The organism is Vescimonas coprocola (assembly GCF_018408575.1).
Lineage (GTDB): Bacteria > Bacillota > Clostridia > Oscillospirales > Oscillospiraceae > Vescimonas > Vescimonas coprocola.
The window spans coordinates 1352637-1375894 of record NZ_AP023418.1; the positions used below are offsets into that span (position 1 = coordinate 1352637).

A 23258-nucleotide genomic window follows, 5' to 3' on the forward strand; every position below is an offset into this window, starting at 1 on the left:
TTATTGCATTATGTCAACGGGGAAGTTCACCGCCTGTGGAAAAAATCAGCGCCAGAAGGGTACATGGTGTTCCCTCCCAGCGCACAATTTCATTGTCAAAGCTCCACCACCAGCGGCACATGGCCGGTGTGGGGCAGGAATTTCTCCAGCACATCCTCTGTCCGCAGCCGCAGGGAGCTGGTATTGCGGCAGGGATGGCAGCCGAACCACCGGCTTTCCGCCACCGCCCGATCCAGCACCAGCGTCACCCGATGCTCCGTGTCGTTCAGCAGTCCCAGCACCGACGCCGAGCCCGGCTGCACACCCAGCAGCTGCTCCAGATCCTCCGCCGTGGCAAAGCTCAACCGGGAGGAGCCGATCTGCTTGGACAGGTCCTTAGTCACAAAGGGCTTGTCCCCCGGCATGGCCAGCAGGTAAAAAGCCGACCGGTTCCGGGGCGTCAGCAGCAGATTCTTGCAGATGTCCGCCCCCAGCGCCTGAGAGATGACGGCGCAGTCCGCCATGTCCTCCGCCGGATCGTGATCCACCCGGTCAAAGGGGATGCCCAGCGCCGTCAGCGCCGCATAGGTGCGGTCCTCCACCGGCGTCCGGCTCTCCGCCGGGGCGCCGTGATACACAGGCGATACGTTCATGCTCTCACGCCCTTTCCAGCAGCTTTTCCCCGGCCCGGAAAATGTCTCCGGCCCCCACCGTCAGGATCAGGTCGCCGGGCTGGGCCAAAGAGGCCAGCGTATCCGTCACCTTCTCCAGACTGGAGCAGTAGATGGCGCCGGGGATCTCCCGTGCCAGATCCTGCGAGGAGATGCCGATGTCGTTCTGCTCCCGTGCGGCGTAAATTTCCGCCAGCACCGTCACATCCGGCAGCTTCAGCTCCTCCACGAACTGGGAAAACAGCGCCTTGGTGCGAGAGTAGGTGTGGGGCTGGAAGGCACAGATGACCCGCTGATAGCCCATGGTGCGGGCGGTGGTCAGCAGAGCATGGAGCTCACCGGGATGGTGGGCGTAGTCATCGTAGACCTCCGCCCCGTGATATGTCCCCTTGTGCTCCATGCGGCGGCCTGCGCCGTGGAAGGTCTCCAGCCCACGGGATACCGCCTCGCCGGGCAGACCCAGCACATACGCGGCCGACGCCGCTGCCAGCGTGTTGAGGATGTTGTGCTTACCGGGGATCTTCAGCTCCACATGGGCATAGACCTCCCCGTGGATCACCACATCGAACACCGGGCAGCCGTCGAAGAAGGACACGTTGTCCGCCACGCAGTCCGCCGTCCGATCCTGCACGGCGAAGGTGAACACCGGGTGCCGCAGTCCCTTCACAGAGTCCCGTGCGCCGGCGTCGTCGGCATTGGAGATGATGTAGCCCCGCTGGGGTACCAGATCGGCAAAGGCATGGAAGGAGTGCTCGATATCCGCCAGATCCTTGAAAAAGTCCAGATGGTCCTCCTCCACGTTAAGGATCACCGCCACCGTGGGGAAGAAGTTCAGGAAGGAGTTGCAGTACTCGCAGGACTCCAGAATGATGGTGTCCCCCTGCCCCACCCGATAGCCGGAGTGCAGCAGCGGCAGCGTACCGCCGATCATCACCGTGGGATCAGTTCCGGCCTCCATGAAGATATGGGTTGCCATGGAGGTGGTGGTGGTCTTGCCGTGGGTACCGGAGAAGCACACGGCATTTGCGTATTTCTGCATGATGGCGCCCCAGGCCTGCGCCCGCTCATATACGGGGATGCCCCGTGCGATGGCCCCGGAGATCTCCGGATTCTCGTCGTGGATGGCGGCGGTGCGGATCACCAGATCGCAGTCCTTGAGATTCTCCGCCGAGTGGCCGATGGCCACGTCGATGCCCAGTGAGCGCAGGTGCCGGACGGTATCGCTCTCGGACATATCCGAGCCCTGCACCGTCAGTCCCATGCCCCGCAGCACCTCCGCCAGCGGACACATGGACACGCCGCCGATGCCCGCCAGATGGACCCGGACACCGGGCTTGAGATACGTATGGATATCCACAGTGGGATGGATCATATTCAGATTCCTCCTTCATTTCCCGCCGAAAACCTGCTTTTCGGCAAGCGCTTGCGGAGCTGTATGCTGCGCCCCGTCATTATAATACGCCGCTGCGGCGGATGCAAGCCCCTTACTCCCTCCGGCGCAGCAGGCTCTTCCAGTCCAGCTCCATCACCAGCAGGCTCACCATCATCAGCGCCGCCCCGATGTAGCCCCGCAGCTGCAAAACCTCATGGGCAAAGAAATACGCCACGATGGCAGAGAACACCGGCTCCAGCGTGAAGATCAGCCCCACATGGCTGGCGGAGGTGTACTGCTGCTGCACCGTCTGGATGACGAAGCCCACGCCGGAGCAGAACACCCCCAGAAACAGGGCCGCTCCCCACACGGCAGGGGTCTGTGGCAGGCAGGGCTTCTCCAGCAGGAAGGCCAGTCCCAGCATCACGAAGCCCACCACCCCCAGCTGCAAAATGCCCAGCTGCAGGGCGTTGACCTGCGGATCGTGGACCGCCCGGTCCGTCAGCACCAGATCCCCGGCGTAGGCTACGGCGCATAGCAGGCAGATGATATCTCCCAGCGCCGGGCGCAGCGCCCCGTTGAGGGTCATGAGCCCCATGCCCACGGTACACAGCACCAGCGCCACCGCCAGCCGCCGATCCGGCCGCTTCCGCAGAAACAGCCACTCCAGCAGCGGCGTCACCACCACCGGCAGAGCGCAGATAAAGCCTGCGTTGGAGAGAGAGGTATACAGCACACCATAGGTGCAGCCGATGTACGTCAGCACCAGGCACAGCCCGATGGGGATGCTGGCAAGCAGCGTCCGCCGGGAGATGCCCCGCAGCTTCCGGAAGAAGATGGCCCCCAGCACGAAAAACGCCGTCAAAAAACGAAAGGCGTTCAGGGTCAGCGGCGGCAGCTCCGTCAGGCACAGGTCCAGCAGGTAGTAGGACACTCCCCAGAATCCGGTGGCCAGTACCAGCAACAGATCCGCTTTACGCTGCCTGCTCATATCTCATCCCTCCCGTACAGCATATCGCTTACGGGACATTATATCACACCTTTTCCCCAGTGAAAAGCACTATTTCCATAGCCGCAGCCACCCGCTGTCATGGAGCTGCTTGACAAACAGCAGCGCCATGGGACACAGCACCATCCCAGCCACGCCGAAGGCGCAGAAGCCCACATACATGGCCGCCAGCGCCGCCAGCGGCGGCAGGTCCACCTGCGCCGCCATGATCTTAGGCTCCAGCACGCTCCGCACCAGCGAGATGACGCCGTACAGGGCCAGCAGCCCCAGCCCCTTGGGGACGTTCCCTGTCAGCAGGCACAGCGCCCCCCACGGCACCAGCACCGTCCCCGTGCCGAACACCGGCAGGGCGTCGATGACGGCGATCAGTGCCGCCAGCAACAGGGCATATCCCTGCCGCAGCAGGAGAAATCCCGTCAGCAGTTCACAGAAGGTGACCCCCAGCAGGATGCACTGGGCCTTGCACCACTTTCCCAAGGTGGCCAGCAGGTCCGCCTTGACGCCCCTGGCCTGCCGCAGCCTGTCCTCCGGCAGCTGCCGCCGGAGGAACGCCCGGATACGGGGATAGCTTCCGGCGGTGAACAGCACCGCCAGCAGCGTGGTAGCGCAGAACAGCACCGCCTGCGGCAGCGCCGCCGCTGCCGCCGTCACCGCCCGCAGGCACCGCTGGCCCATGCTCTCCAGCAGCTCCGCCAGCTGAGCCGACAGCCCATCCAGCAGAGCCTCCAGCCAGCTCCGCAGTCCCTCCGGGCAGGCAGCGCACAGCTGCTGCGCCCTGCCCCGTACCAGCTCCGTCCACCGGGGCAGAGCCTCCAGATACCCCGGCAGCCGACCCGACAGCTCACAGACCTGCCGCAGCAGCACCATGGCCAGCAGCACCAGTCCCGCCGCCACCGTTCCCAGCACCACCAGACTCAGCACCGTGGCTGTAAAGCCCCGCCGCAGATGCAGCCGTCTCCGGCACAGTACCACCGCCGGCTCCAGCAGCGCCGCCAGCGCCAGTGCAATGAAGAACGGCAGCAGCCACACCAGCACATACCGCACCATCAGCCATATAAGCGCCAGCCAGACCGCCCCATAGGCGCATCGGATGAGAAACGTCAGCTTCGGATCCCGCAAAACCGTCCCCTCTTTCTTATAAAAACAGTTGTATTTTCTCCAAATACATGGTATGATGCAGAGGAGAGAAATCCCGCCCGTCCCCGGACCGGCAAAAGGAGTGTAAGATCATGGCAAATGAAAAGTTTTACATCGTAGCGGCGGACGCCCTGCCGGAGGTATTCCTGCGGGTGGCGGAGGCCCGGCGGATGCTTCAGGTAGGCGAGGCCGACACCGTGGGCGAGGCCGCCTGCAAGGCCGGCATCAGCCGCAGCGCCTTCTATAAATATAAGGATGCGGTGCAGCCCTTCCAGAACATGAAGGCCGGGCGCATCATCACCTTCTATACTCTCTTGAAGGATACGCCGGGTGTACTGTCCAACATACTGTCTATTTTTGCCAATTCCGGGGCAAATATACTGACCATCAACCAGACCATTCCCACCAACGGCTGCGCCGGTGTCACCGTCACCGCCGAGACCAGCGAGATGCACGAGTCGCTGGAGGAGATGATGACCGAGATCACCGCCGCCGAGGGCGTGCTGAAGTTTGAAATTCTGGCCGCCTGACCCCTTCCATATCAAAGAACCGTCCCCTGTGCTGTCTTTGCACAGGGGACGGTTTTTTGCAGCGGATGGATCACTGCCGCTGCTTCGTCTCTCTACCGTAGGCCCGACGGCTTTTCATCAGCAGAGCGGCTAGAGGTAGGGACGGTACCCCTGCTCCGCACCCTCCGCAGACCCGGCAGCTATGCGGCTCATTGAAAAAACTCCTTCGCAGCTAAATGCGACTTGATGGCTCGATATAGCACAGCTTTCGGGAAATTTCAACAGCCCCGCCGCCACAAAAGAGGGAGAGGCAGCGCCTCTCCCTCTCAAGCCCCGCCCCATGCAGACCGCAGGAGGCGGACACTCTGTTTTCCTTATCCTATGCGCCCCTCATGCCCGCTTCTTCTTGCGCTGCAGCTGCAGTCGGTCAGCGATCATGGCGATGAACTCCGAATTGGTTGGCTTGCCCTTGGCGGAATTCACCGTGTATCCAAAGTACTTCTGCAGGGTTTCCAGGTCGCCCCGATCCCATGCTACCTCAATGGCGTGGCGAATGGCCCGCTCCACCCGGCTGGGAGTGGTGGAAAAGCGCCGTGCCACCTCCGGGTACAGTACCTTGGTGACGGCGTTGATGACGTCCATGTCGTCCACCGCCAGCAAAATGGCCTCCCGCAGATACTGATAGCCCTTGATATGGGCCGGTACGCCGATCTCATGAATGATGGCCGTTACCATCCCCTCTAAAGCCGGGGAGTGGTAGGGCTCCTCTTGTTCCGGATGTACCGCCTGCCGCATCAGCTCCAGCAGAGACTCCTCGTTGACGGGCTTGGGCAAGAAGAAATACACGCCCAGTTCCACCGCCCGGCTCACGGCCTGCTGGCTGCAAAATGCGGATATGACGATCACCTTCCTTTCTCCCGGCTCCTCTGCCAGCTGGCGCAGGATGCCGAAGCCATCCAGCCCCGGCAGTACCACGTCCATCAGGATCAGTTCCGGTTTTGTGCGGCGCACCAGCTCCATGACCATCGGCCCGTCGCCGGTGGACGCCGCCACCTCAAATTCGCCGGTTTCCTCCAGCAGCTGCCTCAGCAAAATGCGAAACTCCTCATTCGCATCCGCCAGCAGCACTCTCGTCCTTTTTTCCATCGCATCCAATCCTTTTCCACAGTTTGCTCCGCCGCCCCCAAATGTTCTCCAGCCATTCCCATTTGTCGTGCAGCTTGTGTATAATTTATCATATTTATCTGATAGTTTCAAGATTATTGTGTCGAAAAATCCTCTTAAAAACGCATCTCATATCAAAAACCCGTTAAAGCCGATGAAAAATACAACAAAAATATCGCCCGGCGTGCTTTCAATGCCGGGCGATATTGTAACTCACGCTTTATTCAATTTTCGACGTCTGTCAGATATCTCCCCTTACAGGAACCGATCCAGCTCCGCCTCCACGTTCTTCCGGTGCTTCACCTGCGGCGCACGGTGCAGCTGCCCGTGGGACATGACCAGCTCTACATGGCGCAGCGCCCGTAGGTCGGCCAGTGGGTCCGCCGCCGTAACGATGAGGTCCGCCGCCTTTCCCGGCTCCAGCGTGCCGGTCTCCTGACCGATACCCGCCAGATGGGCGCTGCGGCCGGTGGCGGTGTACAGAGCGAAGGCGTTGGACACCCCCACATACTTGTGGAAGTAGTACAGTTCCCGCCAGAAGTCGTACTGGGTGATCCACGGACAGCCCACGTCGTTGCCCAGCACCACCGGGATATCCTGCTCCAGCGCCGCCTTGGCGCATTCGATGATGCCCTCGAACACCACGTTGCCGTTGTACTGCTCCACCTCCGAGGCGTTGGAGACGGACCGGTCAAACAGCGCATAGGGCAGGGCCGGGGAGATGGTGGTACACAAAAACGCCCCCCGCTCCCGGAACAGCCGCAGGATATCCGCATCGGGCTTGGCGCCGTGCTCAATGGAGTCCACGCCGTTCTCCAGTGCCACCCGTACGCCCTCCGGCGACTCCACATGGGCCGCCACGGTGTAGCCCATCTCATGCGCCCTCTCGCACACCACCTTCACCATCTCCGGCGGCATCTTCAGCTCGCCCGGCACGCCCTTCTCCTTGGCGTCCAGCACACCGCCGGTGATCATCAGCTTCACCAGATCCACGCCCTGCTGCCGTCCCTTCTCCAACTGGGCCAGTGCCTCGTCGATGGTGTGGGCCGCCACCGCCACAGACCCGGCCATGTGGCCGCCGGGGACGGAGATGCCCTCGTTGGCCGCCAGGATGCGGGGTCCCACCCTCCGTCCGGCCCGAATATCGTCCCGCAGCCGGGTGTCGAAGTCCGCCAGACCGCCCACCGTACGGATGGTGGTGACGCCGGAGAACAGTTCGTCCTTGGCAAAGCCCGCCACCATGCCGTAGGCCACCTTCCGGGTCAGGCCCGTGGAGAGGATGGTCTTTACCAGCTTCTCGTTGTCCCGCTGCTTCTTCTGGGGCTTGCCGCTGCCCGCCAGATGGACGTGCATATTGATGAGTCCCGGCATCAGATAGCCGCCCTTCAGGTCCACCACCTCATAGCCCGTCAGATCCGTCCCCTCCGGTACGATGTCCGTGATACGGTCGCCGTCGGTCCGCAGCACCAGTCCCTCACGGGGCTGCATCTCCCGTGTGCCGTCCAGTAGCTTGCCGCCACAAAATGCGTATTTCATCGCTCTCCCCGTCCTTTTCTCTTTCTATCGAGTGTTTTCTGTCCGCTATGTCTTAGCTTCTATGGATCCTTTACGGTACAATATAAGCTCCACCGCCCCGCCTGTCAATCGTTTTGCAGAGAAAATCCCGGTAAACCCGGCGCAGGAGGCCCGGAGCCGATGCTCCAGGCCTCCTGTCTCACAGGGCGCTTATCCCGCCGTGGTCAGCATATTCTCCAGGAAGATACCGTATCCCTCCGCCGGGTTTGCCACCAGCACATGAGTCACGGCTCCCACCAACCGTCCGTCCTGCAAAATGGGGCTGCCGCTCATCCCCTGCACGATGCCTCCAGTGGTCTCCAGCAGCTCCGGGTCCGTCACCCGCAGCAACAGATCCCGGCCGTCCCGACTCCGGGGGTTCACTCGCAGGATCTCCACCTCATAGGCACGGGTATCGCTGCCGGAAATGGTACATAATATAGACGCCTCCCCGGCGTGTACCTCCTCCGGCTCTGCCACCGATACCGCCTCGCCGGAGATAAAACCCGCATCCTCCACCGTGCCAAAGATGCCCTCGTTGCTGTTGACCGTCACCGTGCCTACATCCCGCTGCACGGTAAAGTCCCCCTTCAGCTCGCCGGGGTCGCCCCGCTGGCCCTTCTTCACCGCCTTCACCATAGTCTCCATAATAGAGCCGCTGGCCAGCGGCATCAGCTCCGCCGTGTCCACATCCGTGATACCGTGGCCCAGAGCGCCGTAACTACCGGTGGCGGGATCATAGTAGGTCAGCGTGCCGACACCCGCCATGCTGTCCCGGATCCACGCACCCAACCGGATGCCGCCGTCCTCGCAAACCACTGGACTGGCCGTCACCTCCAGCGTTTTCCCGTCCCGCTGCACCGTCAGCTCCGCCGCCGTTTCGCCGTTTTCCGCCAGCATGGCCTGTAAATGCTCTGTGGAGCGGATCTTCTCACCATTGAAGGTCAGCAGGATATCTCCTTCTTTCAGGCCGCACTCCTTGGCCGGGGAGCGAGTCTCCTCCGTTCCCTGCACCGGCGACACGGATACCACCAGTACACCGTCGGCAAACAGCTTGATGCCCACGGCCTTGCCCACGGGGATCAACTGCCGCCCCTCATCAGCCCACGTCCGCTGCCATCCCAACGACAGGGCCAGCACCATCGCCAGCAGTACGGCAGCGCCCCGCCGCACGCCTCGCCTTGCTTGCGTTTCATGCATCGGATCACCTCTTATTTTTTGTTTTCGTCGCCGGCGACACCATTACTTTGCGCCGCAGCCGCCGGTTTCATCGGCGTTAAATTCCGCCAGACATGGCAATCATCCCGCACGACTGTCACGCCGCCGCTTTTGCGCCGCAGGAAAAATTTTCCGCAGTGAAGCGCCAGCTTTTAGGACACCTCCCCCGTTTTTCTCCGTTGCAGCCCCGCCCGCTCCTATGTTATAGTAGAGGGGAAAGGACGTGAAGCCATGAAAGGAACCACCCGCCTGCTGGCCCTGTGCGGCGTACTGACCGCCTTGGGCGTGGTGCTGCTGTGTCTGGGGGGCATCGTCCCCTTTGCCCTGTATATCTGCCCCATTCTGGCCTCCATCGCCCTGCTGCCGGTGCGCTCCCGCCCACGGTACGCATGGTGCTGCTATGGGGCCATCGCCCTGCTGGGTCTGCTGCTGTGCCCGGATAAGGAGGTATCGCTGCTGTTCTGCTTCACCGGCTACTACCCCCTGCTGAAGCCCCGACTGGACGCCCTCCGCAGCCGCCTTCTCTCCCTGACGCTGAAGCTTCTGTGGGCCGCCGTCTCCATGGCGGCGCTGTACGCCCTGATCCTCTATGTATTCTGCCTGCCCGCCGTGGTAGAGGAGTTCGCAGCCACCGGCCGCTGGCTGCTGGCCGCCACCATCGCCATGGGCGTCGCCCTGTTCTTCGTCTATGATGTGCTGCTGGGCCGTCTTATGGCCCGCTGGCCCGCCAAGGTCTGAGGGGCAGCGCCGTCTCTTGTAACCTTTTCGCCCGCCGCCGGGCCTCTTTTTCACAGAATATGGGAGTCAACGGTCGTTTCCGCCGTAGGCTCCCCTTTGCTTTTCCCGACACTTTCCCATCTATATGTCCCATTTCCGTCACAGTGCCTTGTGCATCCTGCCCAAAATTTCCGGGCGTTTTTTACCATTCTGAAAATTTTGTTATCAATTTGTAATTTTTGTGTAGCTTTTTTGATAGAGTTGTGGTATGATATCTCTCGTAGTTTTCCAAAACCAACGCAGAAAGGATGGCAAAAGCATATGTCCAGAAAATTTGCCTGTCTCTATCTGGCCGTTGCGCTGCTGGTGTCCAGCATCTGGATCGCCAGCGCCGATGAACGTGATACCGTACAACAGGAGGTGCAGTACAGCGCCGCTGTGGAGGCGCTGGATGCCGCCGGGCTCACCAGCCGCTCCAGCAATGTCCTGCCCAGCGGCGAGGGTCTGGCTCTGGCGCTGGAGTTGGGCCTGCCGGAGGAGGAGACCATCTCCCTCTCCCAGCTGCCCACCGAGGCCCTCAAGACCAGTCAGGCCCAGGAGGACGCCGCCCGCCGCAAGCAGGCGGACACCGCCGCAGCCGCCGCTGACGCCGCCGCCAAGGAGGCCGCCCGTCAGAGCCTGCTAAGCGAGTACGACGGCGTGCAGCTCACCGAGGCCGTTCGGCTTCGCAGTGCTGCCGATAACGACACCGCCACCTCCCTCACCATCGACAGCGGCAAGGTGGCCCGCCTCAACGACTATCAGGACGGCTGGTACCAGGTCACCTTCGGCCAGTCCACCGGCTACATCCCCGCCGAGTATGCCCAGCCGGTCCACTATGCCGACTATGAGGGTACCTCCGCCACCAACACCGTGCGGGAGGAGCTCATCGCCTACGCCTACACCTATTTGGGAACGCCCTATGTCTACGGCGGCTCCAGCTACTCCGGTACCGACTGCTCCGGCTTCACCATGGCTGTATTCGCCAAGTTCGGCTACTCCCTGTCCCACGGGGCCAGCGACCAGTATTACACCGCCACATCTGTCTCCTCCGAGGAGCGGCAGGCTGGTGATCTGGTGTTTTTCGATACCTTCGGCGGCATCAGCCACGTGGGCATCTATTTGGGCGGCGGTCAGTTCATCCACGCCAGCTCCTCCGGCGGTGTGAAGGTCAACTCCCTTTACGAAAGCTACTACGCTGCCTGCTATCTGGGGGCCGGACGCATCCTCCCCTGAAGCGTCACATAGAGACATCCTAAGAGAGCCGCCTGCGGGCGGCTCTCTTACTTTTTCTTTCGCCTCCGTATATTCGTATTTTTATTCATTTTCGCTGCATTTCCTTTGTGCAATTCGCTTCTTTCTTCCGCAATATTCAGTTCGGAAGCGAGCAGTTTGCATGATTCTCTCGTTTTTGCTGTAATTTTATTCATTTTACACTTGACTTTTATTCATCTCCGTTGTATCATAACCACATCCTCCGGAACGCCCGGAGCCTTCCATCCACAAGGCCGCCTGCACAGGCGGCACAACGAATACAAAGTGAGGTATGAGAAATGAAAAAAGTATTGGCCCTTCTGATGGCCGCCGCCATGATCCTGTCTCTGGCCGCCTGCGGCAACAAGAACCCCGACAGCAACGACGATAGCAACGACAAGAAAACCGCCCTGATCCTGGGGACCAGTGCCGACTACGCCCCCTTCGAATTCATGTATCCCGATGACAAGGGTGAACTGACCTACGCCGGCATCGACGTGTCCGTGGCTCAGTACATTGCCGACGACATGGGTCTTTCCCTTCAGGTGGAGAACATGGCCTTCGAGTACCTGCTGACCTCTCTGGGCAAGGGCGACTTCGACATGGTGCTGGCCGCCATGGAGGCCACCCCCGACCGTCTGGAGAACGCCGATTTCTCCGACCCCTACTATAACGATATTCCCCCGGCCATTCTGGTGAAGGCTGACAAGGCCGACCAGTTCAAGACGCTGGCCGATTTCGCCGGCAAGTCCGTGGGCGCACAGGCTGCCACCACCAAGCTGGATATCATCGCCGACTCCATGCCCGGTGCCAACGCCGTGTCTCTCCAGTCCGTGCTGGATCTGATCAATGACCTGACCTACGACAAGGTGGACGCCATCGTGGTGGACGGCGGCGTGGCGCAGCAATATGCCGAATCCAACCCCGATCTGGTCATTGCCGGTGCCTCCAGCGAACTGGGCGAGGCATCTGCCTACTGCGTGGCCGTGGCCAAGGGCGATCCCAAGGGTCTGCTGCCCGGCATCAACGCCGCTATCGCCAAGCTCAACAGCGAGAACAAGATGCAGAGCTTCATCGATGCCGCCAACGAGCTGGCCGCCAAGGCCGTGGACCCCAACTGATCCGAAACTGCACCCTCCCCGCTGCGCCCAGTGCCCCGCACTGGGCGCAGCGCCGGGTATTCTTCCATCTGAAAGGAGATGACGCCCATGTGGTGGAGCGACCTGTTCACCGACATGAATCCCACCGATTTCTTCAACTTTTCCTTCCTGCCCAAATACGGCACCGCTTTCGTCCGTGGCATCGAGTACACCCTGTTGCTGGCCGTGGTGTCCGTGCTGCTGGCCATTCTCCCGGCATTGGGGCTGGCCCTTATGCGCCTGAGCCGGAAAAAGCCGGTGCGCTGGCTCTCCGGCGCCTACATCGCCGTATTCCGCTCCACCCCCATGCTGGTGCAGCTGTCCATCATCTACTACGGCCTGTTCTACGCCATCTCCCTGCCCCGGCTGACCCTCTTCGGCTTCGTGGATATCAGCCGCTTCATCCCCGGCGTGGTGGCGCTGGCCCTGAACAGCTCCGCCTACGTGGCGGAAATTTTCCGTGCCGGTATTCTGGCCGTGGATAAGGGGCAGGCGGAGGCCGCCCGTTCTCTGGGCCTCTCCCAATGGCAGAGTATGCGTCTGGTGGTGCTGCCGCAGGCGGTGAAGAACGTCCTGCCTGCGCTGGCCAACGAGATGGTCACCATGGTGAAGGAGTCCTCCATCTGCTCCGTGCTGGGCATGGCGGAGATGATGTTCGCCGCCAAGACCATCGCCGGCTCCACCGGCATCTCGCTGGCCCCCTACACGCTGGCGGCACTGGTATATTTCTGCATCAACTACCCGGCCTCCAAGGGCATTGAGGCCATTGAAAGGAGGATGCGTCGTGGCGACAAGCAATAATGCACTCATCTCCGTCCGGCAGCTGACCAAGGAGTTCCGCCGCGGCGTGGTGGCTCTGGATCACTGTGATCTGGAAGTCTACCGGGGCGAGGTGGTGGCCATCATCGGCCCCTCCGGCTCCGGCAAATCTACCCTCCTGCGTTCCCTGAACCTACTGGAGCAGCCTACCTCCGGCGCCATCTACTTCGACGGTGCGGATCTGGCGGACAAATCCGTGAACATCGACCTTCACCGTCAGAAAATGGGTATGGTGTTCCAGCACTTCAATCTCTTTCCCCATAAGACCGTGCTGCAAAACATCACCATGGCCCCGGTGGCCCTGAAAAAGAAAACGCCGCAGGAGGCCCGGCAGCAGGCCATGACCCTCTTGGAGCGCATCGGTCTGGCGGATAAGGCCGATGAATACCCCAATATGCTCTCCGGCGGACAGAAGCAGCGCATCGCCATCGTCCGCTCCTTGGCCATGGAGCCGGAGGTGCTGCTGTTCGACGAACCCACCTCTGCGCTGGACCCGGAGATGGTGGGTGAGGTGCTGGACCTCATGCGCTCGCTGGCCGCCGACGGCATGACCATGGTGGTGGTGACCCACGAGATGGGCTTCGCCCGTGAGGTGGCCAGCCGGGTGGTGTTCATGGCCGACGGCCGAATTTTGGAGGAGGGCGCCCCCGCCGACCTCTTTGACCATCCCCAGGATCCCCGCCTGAAGGATTTTCTCAGCAAGGTGCTGTGACGTGCAAATGCCCGCTGCTCTGGTTTACCAGAGCAGCGGGCGTTTGTCTGGTTCGCCCCCTTTTGCGGAAATTCACTTGTATTCCATTGCCTTTTTATATCCGACAGGCAGCTTTCTTTTTTGTCTCCCACGGGTAACCTTCTGCCGGTAGTGGCTATTACGATTTATGTCTCCGACAGCCCACTTTTCCCAGTAGCCGGAAAAGTGGGCAAAAGAGCCGCCAGAAACCAATGGTTTCTGGACTTCCTTTACACGCAAGAGCCTCGTTTGTTATCAGTCGTAAAGGGAATCGACTTAGCAACAGACCCGCTGCCGCTCCCGCTCTGGCGAAGAGGCGTGTGGGTCTACCGCCGAGAGCGGATTCCACGGTAGGACAGCAGACTCCCTCAATTTTTCAATGCAGCGGCAGCGATAGTAGAAATACGTCAATTCTCTGCTTCGGCAAATTTTAGGATGAAACTCTTGTACACCAAAAGAGGAAGTTTTGAAACCTTAGGTTTCAAGTGGCGTTCTTTCGTGCCTTTCTTTCGCTATTGAAAGAAAGGCACCCGTCGGAGACACAAAAGAAGAACGCCACCCGCCAAAGGCAGAACGCCCCCCAAACACACCAGAAGGCCCGTTTCCCTCACAGGAAACGGGCCTTGCAGCAGCTTCTATTCAACTCTTGGTATGGATCTCCTCCCGGCACTTGGGACAGGTAATGACGATGCGTCCCTTCCCACGGGGAACCCGGCATACCGTCCGGCACTTGGGGCAGGCAATGTACTTGTGCTCCCGATCCCGCATCCGGGTCCGGGTCAGGCCGAAGGCATTTTTTACCGGCCAGCACACCTTGCTCATGAACCACGCATTCTCCGCCCGGCGCTTGGCCAGATTCCGGGAGAACATCCGCCACAGCGCCCACAGCACCATGGCCGTAGACAGGGTGGACAGGATCAGATACGGCACCTGATACCCCTTGATGAACAGACACACCACGTCGATGACAATGGCCGTCCAGATGGTGGCCAGTCCCAGCCGATCTCCGCCGTTGCGGCCGTACATGAACCGGGCCATAGCGTTGCCGACCCGTTGGAAGAAACTCATACGCTCGCCTCTTTCCTCTGAAGAGATAACGTCCTCAGAAATTGACGATGCTATTTTAGCCGAAAAGTGAGGAAAGGTAAAGCCCTCTTGTGCAGAATTTACAGATTGGTCATGATTGCCCCGCCTTTCTTCCGCATTTCTCCGGGACAATCCGTTTTCTGCGTTGCAATCAATGACGGAAATTGATATAATAATAGAATATGAACTATGCACAACGGGGGCCGGCAGAACGCTCCGCCGACCCCCTATCTGAAAAGCGGCAGCCGGACGCTGTGGGTGCGGCTGCGGCGGGGGCGTCCCTCCCGCCCGGCCCTGCGCCGCTTATGGTATCCTATGCCGCAGCGGAGCCAGCGGTTCCGCAGAAAGGACAGTCATCATGATCAAGATCGCCCCCTCCATCCTCTCCGCCGACTTCGCCCATCTGGGCCGTGACATCCAGCGCATCTCCGACGCCGACTATGTCCACGTGGACGTCATGGACGGCCTGTTCGTCCCCAATATCTCCATCGGCATCCCGGTGGTAAAGTGCATCCGCCCGGTGACGGATCTGCCGCTGGACGTCCACCTGATGATCGACCGTCCCGTGCGGTATGTGGAGCAGTTCTGCGATGCAGGCGGTGACCTCATCACCTGCCATGTGGAGGCGGACACGGAGGAGAATATTCACTCCGCTATCGTCAAAATTCACGCCAAGGGCAAGAAGGCCGGTGTGGTGGTAAAGCCCAAGACCCCCGCCTCCGCCGTGCTGCCCTTCATCAACGAGGTGGAGCTGATCCTGGTCATGACCGTGGAGCCGGGCTTCGGTGGCCAGAAGTTCATGGCCGACATGATGCCCAAGGTGCAGGAGATCCGCCGCTACATCGACGCCATGAATCCCGCCTGCGAGCTGGAGGTAGACGGCGGCGTGGACCCCGTCACCTGCAAGCTCTGCACCGCCAGTGGCGCCAACGTGCTGGTGGCCGGCTCCTCCGTCTATAAGGCAGAGGACATCCCCGCCCGCATCCGGGAGCTTCGTGGCTGATCCTCTGCATTTACGCAATATCTTCACTGAAAAGGACATTATATTATGGAATATTTCCCTGCGCCCCTTGAAAAACTGGTGGAGCAGTTCGCCCGTCTGCCGGGCATCGGCTCCAAGTCCGCCCAGCGTCTGGCCTTCCATGTGCTGAATCTGCCCATGGAGCAGGCGCAGGAATTTGCCAACGCCATCGTGGAGGCCAAGCAGAAGGTGACCCTCTGTCCCATCTGCCGCAACCTCACCGCCGGCGGTCCCTGCCCCATCTGTGCCAACCCCAAGCGGGACGAAAGTCTGCTGTGCGTGGTGGCGGATCCACGGGATGTCATCGCCATGGAGCGGGCCAGAGAGTTCCATGGCCGCTACCACGTCCTCCATGGCGTTCTGTCCCCCATGAACCATGTGGGTCCCGACGACCTCCAGATCAAGCCGCTGGTAGATCGGGTGGCGCAGGGCGGCATCCGGGAGGTCATCATGGCCACCAACCCTGACACCGAGGGCGAGACCACGGCCCTGTATCTGGCCCGGCTGCTGAAGCCCTTCGGCGTGAAGGTCACCCGTCTGGCCTACGGCATCCCTGTGGGCGGACATCTGGAGTTTGCCGACGACGCCACTCTCACCCGTGCGCTGGAAGGGCGGCAGGAGCTATGAAACGACTGCTCTGCCTTCTGCTGGCCCTATGCATGGTGCTGTCCCTCACCGCCTGCGGCGGAGAGCAGCCGGAGTCCGTCCAGCTTTTCGCCATGGACACGGTGATGGACCTCACCGCCTACGGTGAAAACGCAGCAGCCGCCCTGACGGATGCCAGCCGGGAGATCAACCGTCTGGAGCGACTCCTGTCCCGCACCATCGACACCAGCGAGATTTCTCAGATCAACGCCGGCGGCGCCGTTACCGTCTCCGAGGAAACGGCCTCCCTGCTGGCTCAGGCCCAGACCTATACCGCCGCCACCGACGGCGCCTTCGATATCACCATCGCCCCGCTGGTCTCCCTATGGGGCATCACCACCGACAGCCCCCGCATCCCCACCCAACAGGAGATCGATGTGTTGCTGCCACTGGTGGGGCCGGAGCATCTGCACCTGTCAGGGGACACCGCCACACTGGACGACGGCTGCGCCATCGACCTGGGCGGCATCGCCAAGGGCTACGCCTCCGACCGGGTGGCTGCCATTTTCGCCCGGCACGGCATTACCTCCGGCACCATCAGCCTCGGCGGCAATGTCTACGTCTGCGGCTCCAAGCCCAACGGGCAGCCGTGGGTGGTGGCCATTCAGGACCCCCGCTCCGACGGCTACGCCGTCACCGTGGCCCTGACGGACTCCTTCGCCGTCACCTCCGGCGGCTATCAGCGCTACTACACCGCCCCGGACGGCACGGTCTACCAGCATATTCTGGACCCCAAGACCGGCTATCCCGTGGAGAGTGACCTGCTGTCCGTCTCCATCCTCTGTGACAACGGCACCATGGCCGACGCCTACTCCACTGCCCTTTATGTGATGGGCAGTGCCGGGGCGCAGGCCTTCTGGCGCACCCACGGCGGCTTCGAGATGATCCTGATCACCACCGCCGGACAGGTGCTGTACACCCCCGGTCTTTCCGAAAAAATCACTCCCACGGAGGGCAGCGGCTATGAATACGCATCCATTCTCCCCTAAGCTTCGCCCCACCCTCTGGGACGGTGCAGTGGCAGCGCTGGTGGCCACTCTGGCCATCGTGACGGCTCTGTGCTTCTACGGCCGCCGCACCGGCGCACCCCAGACCGTCACCATCACCCACCGGGGCGCTCTGGTTCAGACCATCCGCCTCACCGGCCTGACCGAGACAAAAACCGTCGCCATCGACGGCGACTATCATCTGGAGATTCAGGTGGACAGCGGCGGCGTCTGCGTTGTCCACAGCGACTGTCCGGGGCAGGACTGCGTCCACACCGGCCGCATCACCCGCTCTGGCCAGAGCATCGTCTGCCTGCCGGAGCAGGTGGTCATCCAGCTCACCGGCGGCACATCGGATGCCGATGTGGTGTTGGGATAGGGGGCGGCGCATGAAACATATCTCCACCCGACAGCTGGCTCTGTGCGCCGTGTTGGCGGCGCTGGCACTGGGGCTCAGCACGCTGGAAAACCTCTTTCCCGTGACGCTGCTGATCCCCCTGCCCGGCGTGAAGCTGGGCCTTGCCAACATCGTCACCGTGTTCGCCCTGTATCAGCTGGGCGCTCTCCCGGCGCTGGCCATTCTCACGGCCCGGTGCCTGCTGGGCGGTCTCTTCGCCGGGAACGCCTCCGCCATGCTCTTCTCCCTGCTGGGGGGCCTCACCGCCATGCTGGTGATGATCCTCCTGCGCCGCTTGAGATGCCTGTCCATCTACGGTGTCTCCATCGGCGGCGCTGCCGGCCATAACCTGGGCCAGATGGCGGCTGCCCTCATCACGCTGGGCAACACCGCCGTACTGGGCTACCTTCCCTTCCTGCTGGGCATCTCCCTGCTGACGGGGACCCTTACGGGCTTCGTCTCCTCTCTGCTGTTCCGGGCCATGGCCCATATCAAACTCTCGACAAAGGAGTAATCGACAATGGATAAAAAAGACGAGATCATCCTCCAGCAGCTGGAGGTCATCCGCACCATGACGGAGCGCAACCTCCGCAGCATGGGCGACGATTTTTGGGGCACTCCCTTCGAGGGTGTCCTGTCCCCCAAGTCCCCCTCCGCCCCGCCCTCCGGCGGGAAGCCTGTAGGCAGCGCCGACGGCAAAATGCCCGCCCAGCCGTCCGATGGCAAGACCGCCGGCGGTCAGCCTGCCGCCAAGGCTGAGAAAACGGAGGTGGTGGAGCCCCTGCCCAAGGAGGACATGAAGGACCTGCAGGCGGAGCTGGACAGCTACATCGGCCTTGCCACCGTCAAGGAGGAGGTCCGCAACCTCATCAACATGGCCTCCGTCTACAAGCTTCGCCGCCAGCACGACCTGCCCACCACGGATATGTCCCTGCACATGGTGTTCACCGGCAACCCCGGCACCGGCAAGACCATGATGGCCCGGATGATGGCCCGTATCTACCGGAGTCTGGACATCCTCTCCAAGGGCCAGCTGGTAGAGGTGGACCGCAGCGGTCTGGTGGCCGGATATGTGGGCCAAACCGCCATCAAGACCCAAAAGGTCATCCAGAAGGCGCTGGGCGGCGTGCTGTTCATCGACGAGGCCTATGCCCTCAACGGTAAGAGCGAGAACGACTTCGGTCAGGAGGCCATCGACACCATCCTCAAGGCCATGGAGGATCACCGGGACGATCTGGTGGTCATCGTGGCGGGCTACACCGATCTGATGGATCGGTTCATCCACTCCAATCCCGGACTGGAATCCCGCTTCAACCGTTTCCTGCTCTTCGAGGACTACACCCCCGATGAGATGCTGGATATCTTCAAGATGCAGTGCAAAAAGGGCTGCTATCAGTTGTCGGACGGCGTGGAGGAGCTGGTGCGGGACTACATCACCGAGGAAAACGGCGACCCGGAGACCTTCGGCAACGCCCGTGGCGTGCGGAACATCTTTGAGCACATTCTGGTGGCCCAGAATAACCGTCTGGCCGCCATGGAGACCGTCACCAAGGAGGACCTGATGACCCTCACACAGGATGACGTCCTCCACGCCAGAGGGAAGCTGGACTGACAAAAAATGCCGGAAAGCGTGAAAAACCTCTTGCATCCGGCTCCAAAAGAGCATATACTGTTAAGGTTGATGTAAAACTATACCCACGAAAAGAAAGGGGTTTTTCCTTTGCAGAACGAAAAACTGAGAAACGTAGCCATCATCGCCCACGTGGACCACGGCAAGACCACGCTGGTGGACCAGATGCTCAAGCAGGGTGGCGTGTACCGGGAGAATCAGGAGACGGTGGAGCGTGTCATGGACTCCAACGATCTGGAGCGTGAGCGTGGCATCACCATTCTGGCCAAGAACACCGCCATCCAGTACGGCGACACCAAGATCAACATCGTGGACACGCCGGGCCATGCCGACTTCGGCGGTGAGGTGGAGCGCATCCTGAAAATGGTCAACGGCGTTATCCTGCTGGTGGACGCCGCTGAGGGGCCCATGCCCCAGACCCGCTTTGTGCTGAGCCGTGCGCTGGAGCTGGGCCACCGGGTCATCGTGGTGGTCAACAAGATCGACCGCCCCGACCAGCGCATCCACGAGGTCATCGACGAGGTGCTGGAGCTGCTGCTGGATCTGGACGCCACCCCGGAGCAGCTGGATTCCCCCATGCTGTTCTGCTCGGCCCGTCAGGGCGTGGCCTCCTACTCCCCCGACGTCCCCGGCACGGATCTCAAGCCCCTGTTCGACACCATCCTCAGCTACATCCCCGCCCCGGAGGCGGATCTGGATCAGCCCTTCCAGATGCTGGTGTCCTCCATCGACTATAACGAGTTCGTGGGGCGCATCGCCATTGGACGCATCGAGCGTGGTGTGCTGAAGCAGAATCAGGAGATCGCCGTCTGCAACTACCACGACCCCGACGCCCCCGCCAAGAAGGCCAAGGCCGTCTCCATGTACGAGTTCGAGGGACTGGGCAAGAAGCCCATCACCGAGGCCACCGCCGGCAACATCATCGCCCTGTCCGGCATCCCCGATATCACCATCGGTGATACCATCTGCGCCACCTCCTGTGTGGAGCCTCTGCCCTTCGTGAAGATCTCCGCTCCCACCATGGAGATGACCTTCTCCGTCAACGACTCCCCCTATGCCGGGCGTGAGGGCAAGTTCGTCACCTCCCGCCAGCTGCGGGAGCGGCTGTTCCGTGAGACCCTGAAGGATGTCTCCCTGCGGGTCACGGAGCTGGATGGCGCCACCGACGCCTTCAACGTGGCGGGCCGTGGCGAAATGAGTCTGTCCATCCTCATTGAGACCATGCGCCGGGAGGGCTATGAGTTCCAAGTCTCTCCCCCCCGTGTGCTGTACCAGACCATCGACGGCAAGAAGTGTGAGCCCATCGAGCGGCTGGTGGTGGATGTCCCCAGCGAGTCCGTGGGCGCCGTCATCGAGAAGCTGGGCGCCCGGAAGGGCGATCTGCTGGAGATGACCCCCGTGGGCAGCCGCATGAAGCTGGAGTTTCTGATCCCCGCCCGCGGCCTGTTCGGTTACCGCAACGAGTTCCTGACGGATACCCGTGGCGAGGGCATCATGGCCTCCGTGTTCGACAGCTACGCCCCCTATAAGGGCGACCTGAACCGGCGCAACACCGGCTCTCTGGTGGCCTTCGAGACCGGCGAGTCCGTCAGCTACGGTCTGTTCAATGCGCAGGACCGTGGCGCCCTGTTCATCGGCCCCGGCGTAAAGGTCTACGAGGGCATGGTGGTGGGTGTCAGCCCCAAGCAGGAGGACATCACCGTCAACGTCTGCAAGAAGAAGCAGATGACCAATATGCGGGCCGCCGGCTCCGACGATGCCCTGCGGCTGGTGCCGCCCCGCCGTCTGAGTCTGGAGCAGTGTCTGGAGTTTCTGGCCAACGACGAGCTGCTGGAGGTCACACCGGAGAATCTCCGCATCCGCAAGACCATCCTCAACCACGAAAAGCGCATGAAGGCCTCCCACGGCGGCAAGAAAAAGTAAACAGCAACAAGCAGCGAGGGCCGTTGGCCCTCGCTGTTTGTCATCTGCCCCTTTACGGCTGCACCGCTGCACTCCCCGGCAGCTCCATGCTATCTCACTTCAACCGGACTGTGCGCTCTGCTGGTGGCCGTGGCCGTGGCGCTGTTCCTGTCCCGCGGCGAAAAGGAGTACGCCTTTCTGGAGAAGGAGCCGCTGGAGGTGCCGCCGGAGCGGAGTTGTGTCATCTGGACGGTGTCCGGTGTGTTGTTCGGTGCCGTGATGACGGTGATGCGGCTGCTGAACCGAAAAAATAACCCCCCAAGGGGCTTTAGCCAAAAGGCCCGGAGGTCTGTGACCTCCGGGCCTTTGTTTGTTTTCCGACAGCTCCTCTTTACTTCTTGAAGCTGTCCTTCAGAGAAACGCTGCGGTTGAACACCAGATGCTCCGCCGTGCAGTCCCGGTTATCCATGCAGAAATAGCCGGTCCGCATGAACTGGAAGGTGGGTGCGTTGACGCCGGTACGGTTCTCCCGGCGGTCGAACTCCTCTGCCACAGCGGCCATGCTGCGTTCCACCTTGCAGCCCCGCAGCACCATCAGGGAGTCGGGATTCAGGCAGTCCAGGAAATTCTTGTCCGGGCCGTCGGGCTGGGGATCGGAGAACAGGTTGTCGTACAGCCGCACCTCGGCATCCAGACAGTTGTCGGCATCCACCCAGTGGAGGGTAGCGCCCTTGACCTTCCGCCCGTCGGCGGGGTCGCCGCCCCGGCTGTTGGGGTCGTACTCGCACAGCACCTCCGTCACGTGGCCGTTCTCATCCTTGACGCAGCCGGTGCAGCGGATGAGGTAGGCACCCTTCAGACGGCACTCCGGGCCGTCGGGGTACAGGCGCTTATACTTGGGAATAGGCATCTCCAGAAAATCCTCCGTCTCGATCCACAGGTGGCGGCCGAAGGTGATCTCATGGGTACCCTGCGTGGGATCGGTGGGGTTATTCTCCACGGTGAAGGTCTCGCTCTGTCCTTCCGGATAGTTGGTGACCGTGAGCTTCACCGGGTGCAGCACCGCCATGGTGCGCTGGGCCGTGGCGTTGAGATCCTCCCGCAGGCAATGCTCCAGAAAGCCGTACTCCACGGTGTTGGGGGACTTAGCCACGCCGATGCGCTCGCAGAAATTGCGGATGGAGCGGGCGGTGTAGCCCCGGCGGCGCAGGCCGCACAGGGTGGGCATCCGGGGGTCATCCCAGCCGGAGACCAGCTTCTCCTCCACCAGCTGACGCAGCTTGCGCTTGGACATCACCGTGTGGTCAATGCCCAGACGGGCAAACTCGATCTGCCGGGGCTTGTGATAGGGGATGGAGACATTGCTGACCACCCAGTCATACAGCGGTCGGTGGGACTCGAACTCCAGCGAGCACAGGCTGTGGGTAATACCCTCCAGAGCGTCCTGAATGGGGTGGGCAAAGTCGTACATGGGGTAGATGCACCACTTGGTACCCTGCCGGTGGTGATTGATGAAGCGGATGCGGTAGATGATGGGGTCACGGAGATTCAGATTGCCGCTGGCCAGATCGATCTTGGCCCGGAGGGTCATCTTTCCCTCCTCCACCTCACCGTTCTTCATCTTTTCGAACAGCCGCAGATTTTCCTCGATGGGCCGATCCCGATAGGGGGAGGTAGCGGGGATGCCGATGTCGCCCCGGTTGGCCTTGAACTCCTCTGGCGTCAGCTCGCAGACGTAGGCCAGCCCCTTCTTGATGAGCTCCACGGCATACTCGTAGTCCTTCTCGAAGTAGTCGGAGCCGTAGAAAAAGCGGTCGCCCCAGTCAAAGCCCAGCCAATGGATATCCTGCTGGATGGCGTCCACGTACTCGGTGTCCTCCTTAGCGGGGTTGGTGTCATCCATGCGGAGGTTGCAGAGACCGCCGAACTTCTCGGCGGTGCCGAAGTCGATGCACAGGGCCTTGCAGTGTCCGATGTGCAGATAGCCGTTGGGCTCCGGCGGAAACCGGGTGTGGACGGTCTGTCCCTGGAACTGACCACCCTCTGCGATGTCCTGGTCGATTAGGTTCAAAATAAAGTTTCTGCTCTCCTCCGTCTCAGGGGCGGCGGTGTTTCGTTCCTCGGTCATTGTCTCACACTCCTTGTAACGTTACAAAAATACGGCGGGATGACCCGCTAAAACAATGTAATATTATACCCACCGCCGTCGGAAAAAGCAAGCCCTTTTCCCGATTATCGGATGGATGTTGATTTACAATTATATTGCAAATAGGCAGCGGC

At 61.4% G+C, this 23258-nt stretch carries 23 protein-coding genes; 14 read left to right on the forward strand and 9 right to left on the reverse strand.

Going from position 1 to position 23258, the window contains the following annotated elements:
* Positions 1-95 precede the first annotated feature (95 nt).
* From KJS28_RS06630 to ytvI, 4 genes are all read right to left on the reverse strand, one after another.
* Positions 96-632, reverse strand: coding sequence for a prolyl-tRNA synthetase associated domain-containing protein (locus KJS28_RS06630; protein WP_213540319.1), 537 nt, complete (start codon positions 630-632; stop codon positions 96-98).
* 4 nt (positions 633-636) lie between these two features.
* Positions 637-2022, reverse strand: coding sequence for a UDP-N-acetylmuramate--L-alanine ligase (murC, locus tag KJS28_RS06635; RefSeq protein ID WP_213540320.1), 1386 nt, complete (start codon positions 2020-2022; stop codon positions 637-639).
* Positions 2023-2134: 112 nt separating this feature from the next.
* Positions 2135-3013, reverse strand: a complete 879-nt coding sequence (locus tag KJS28_RS06640) for a DMT family transporter (protein ID WP_213540321.1) — start codon at positions 3011-3013, stop codon at positions 2135-2137.
* 69 nt (positions 3014-3082) lie between these two features.
* Positions 3083-4150 carry a sporulation integral membrane protein YtvI gene (gene ytvI, locus KJS28_RS06645; protein WP_213540322.1) on the reverse strand — a complete coding sequence of 356 codons (1068 nt, stop codon included), beginning with the start codon at positions 4148-4150 and terminating at the stop codon, positions 3083-3085.
* Positions 4151-4260: 110 nt separating this feature from the next.
* Between ytvI and KJS28_RS06650 the strand changes: the two genes are divergently transcribed.
* On the forward strand, positions 4261-4698 hold the full coding sequence (locus KJS28_RS06650) for an ACT domain-containing protein (RefSeq protein ID WP_213540323.1): 438 nt from the start codon (positions 4261-4263) through the stop codon (positions 4696-4698).
* 369 nt (positions 4699-5067) lie between these two features.
* Here KJS28_RS06650 and spo0A read toward each other — a convergent pair whose 3' ends face one another.
* From spo0A to spoIVB, 3 genes are all read right to left on the reverse strand, one after another.
* Complete coding sequence (gene spo0A / locus KJS28_RS06655) at positions 5068-5823, reverse strand: sporulation transcription factor Spo0A (RefSeq protein WP_213540324.1); 756 nt, start codon at positions 5821-5823, stop codon at positions 5068-5070.
* Positions 5824-6096: 273 nt separating this feature from the next.
* Complete coding sequence (locus KJS28_RS06660) at positions 6097-7377, reverse strand: amidohydrolase family protein (RefSeq protein WP_213540325.1); 1281 nt, start codon at positions 7375-7377, stop codon at positions 6097-6099.
* A 189-nt stretch (positions 7378-7566) separates the two neighbouring features.
* Positions 7567-8595 (reverse strand): SpoIVB peptidase, encoded by a 1029-nt coding sequence (spoIVB, locus tag KJS28_RS06665; protein WP_021859223.1) that lies wholly within the window; start codon positions 8593-8595, stop codon positions 7567-7569.
* A 249-nt stretch (positions 8596-8844) separates the two neighbouring features.
* On the opposite strand from spoIVB, the gene KJS28_RS06670 reads away from it, so the two are divergent.
* The 5 genes from KJS28_RS06670 to KJS28_RS06690 all read left to right on the forward strand — a co-directional run bounded on the left by KJS28_RS06670 (position 8845) and on the right by KJS28_RS06690 (position 13293).
* Positions 8845-9351, forward strand: coding sequence for a hypothetical protein (locus KJS28_RS06670; RefSeq protein ID WP_021859224.1), 507 nt, complete (start codon positions 8845-8847; stop codon positions 9349-9351).
* A gap of 300 nt (positions 9352-9651) precedes the next feature.
* Positions 9652-10605: a C40 family peptidase gene (locus KJS28_RS06675; RefSeq protein WP_213540326.1), complete on the forward strand. Its 954-nt coding sequence runs from the start codon at positions 9652-9654 to the stop codon at positions 10603-10605.
* A 317-nt stretch (positions 10606-10922) separates the two neighbouring features.
* A complete protein-coding gene (locus KJS28_RS06680) occupies positions 10923-11744 on the forward strand; it encodes a transporter substrate-binding domain-containing protein (protein ID WP_213540327.1) in 822 nt (273 codons plus the stop codon).
* 87 nt (positions 11745-11831) lie between these two features.
* Complete coding sequence (locus KJS28_RS06685; RefSeq protein ID WP_228298346.1) at positions 11832-12563, forward strand: amino acid ABC transporter permease; 732 nt, start codon at positions 11832-11834, stop codon at positions 12561-12563.
* On the forward strand, positions 12547-13293 hold the full coding sequence (locus tag KJS28_RS06690) for an amino acid ABC transporter ATP-binding protein (protein ID WP_213540328.1): 747 nt from the start codon (positions 12547-12549) through the stop codon (positions 13291-13293). The genes KJS28_RS06685 and KJS28_RS06690 overlap by 17 nt, the downstream gene beginning before the upstream one ends.
* Positions 13294-13950: 657 nt before the next feature.
* On the opposite strand, the gene KJS28_RS06695 is transcribed toward KJS28_RS06690, so the two are convergent.
* Positions 13951-14379 (reverse strand): hypothetical protein, encoded by a 429-nt coding sequence (locus tag KJS28_RS06695; RefSeq protein ID WP_213540329.1) that lies wholly within the window; start codon positions 14377-14379, stop codon positions 13951-13953.
* 376 nt (positions 14380-14755) lie between these two features.
* Between KJS28_RS06695 and rpe the strand changes: the two genes are divergently transcribed.
* The 8 genes from rpe (at position 14756) to KJS28_RS06735 (ending at position 21380) form a co-directional block, all read left to right on the forward strand.
* On the forward strand, positions 14756-15400 hold the full coding sequence (gene rpe / locus KJS28_RS06700; protein ID WP_213540330.1) for a ribulose-phosphate 3-epimerase: 645 nt from the start codon (positions 14756-14758) through the stop codon (positions 15398-15400).
* Positions 15401-15445: 45 nt separating this feature from the next.
* The gene (gene recR, locus KJS28_RS06705) at positions 15446-16045 is read left to right on the forward strand and encodes a recombination mediator RecR (RefSeq protein WP_021858667.1); all 600 of its coding nucleotides are present in this window, start codon (positions 15446-15448) and stop codon (positions 16043-16045) included.
* Entirely contained in the window at positions 16042-17052 is a 1011-nt protein-coding gene (locus tag KJS28_RS06710; RefSeq protein WP_213540331.1) for an FAD:protein FMN transferase, read from the forward strand. The genes recR and KJS28_RS06710 overlap by 4 nt, the downstream gene beginning before the upstream one ends.
* Positions 17027-17428 carry a NusG domain II-containing protein gene (locus tag KJS28_RS06715; RefSeq protein WP_213540332.1) on the forward strand — a complete coding sequence of 134 codons (402 nt, stop codon included), beginning with the start codon at positions 17027-17029 and terminating at the stop codon, positions 17426-17428. Before KJS28_RS06710 ends, KJS28_RS06715 begins: the two co-directional genes overlap by 26 nt.
* A 10-nt stretch (positions 17429-17438) precedes the next feature.
* A complete protein-coding gene (locus KJS28_RS06720) occupies positions 17439-17960 on the forward strand; it encodes a Gx transporter family protein (RefSeq protein ID WP_213540333.1) in 522 nt (173 codons plus the stop codon).
* 6 nt (positions 17961-17966) lie between these two features.
* Positions 17967-19058 carry an AAA family ATPase gene (locus tag KJS28_RS06725; protein ID WP_213540334.1) on the forward strand — a complete coding sequence of 364 codons (1092 nt, stop codon included), beginning with the start codon at positions 17967-17969 and terminating at the stop codon, positions 19056-19058.
* Positions 19059-19166: 108 nt separating this feature from the next.
* On the forward strand, positions 19167-20999 hold the full coding sequence (gene typA, locus KJS28_RS06730; protein ID WP_213540335.1) for a translational GTPase TypA: 1833 nt from the start codon (positions 19167-19169) through the stop codon (positions 20997-20999).
* 135 nt (positions 21000-21134) lie between these two features.
* Positions 21135-21380, forward strand: a complete 246-nt coding sequence (locus KJS28_RS06735; protein ID WP_213540336.1) for a hypothetical protein — start codon at positions 21135-21137, stop codon at positions 21378-21380.
* Here KJS28_RS06735 and KJS28_RS06740 read toward each other — a convergent pair.
* The gene (locus KJS28_RS06740) at positions 21370-23106 is read right to left on the reverse strand and encodes a glutamine--tRNA ligase/YqeY domain fusion protein (protein WP_213540337.1); all 1737 of its coding nucleotides are present in this window, start codon (positions 23104-23106) and stop codon (positions 21370-21372) included. The two genes, KJS28_RS06735 and KJS28_RS06740, sit on opposite strands and share 11 nt — an antisense overlap.
* Positions 23107-23258: the final 152 nt, after the last annotated feature.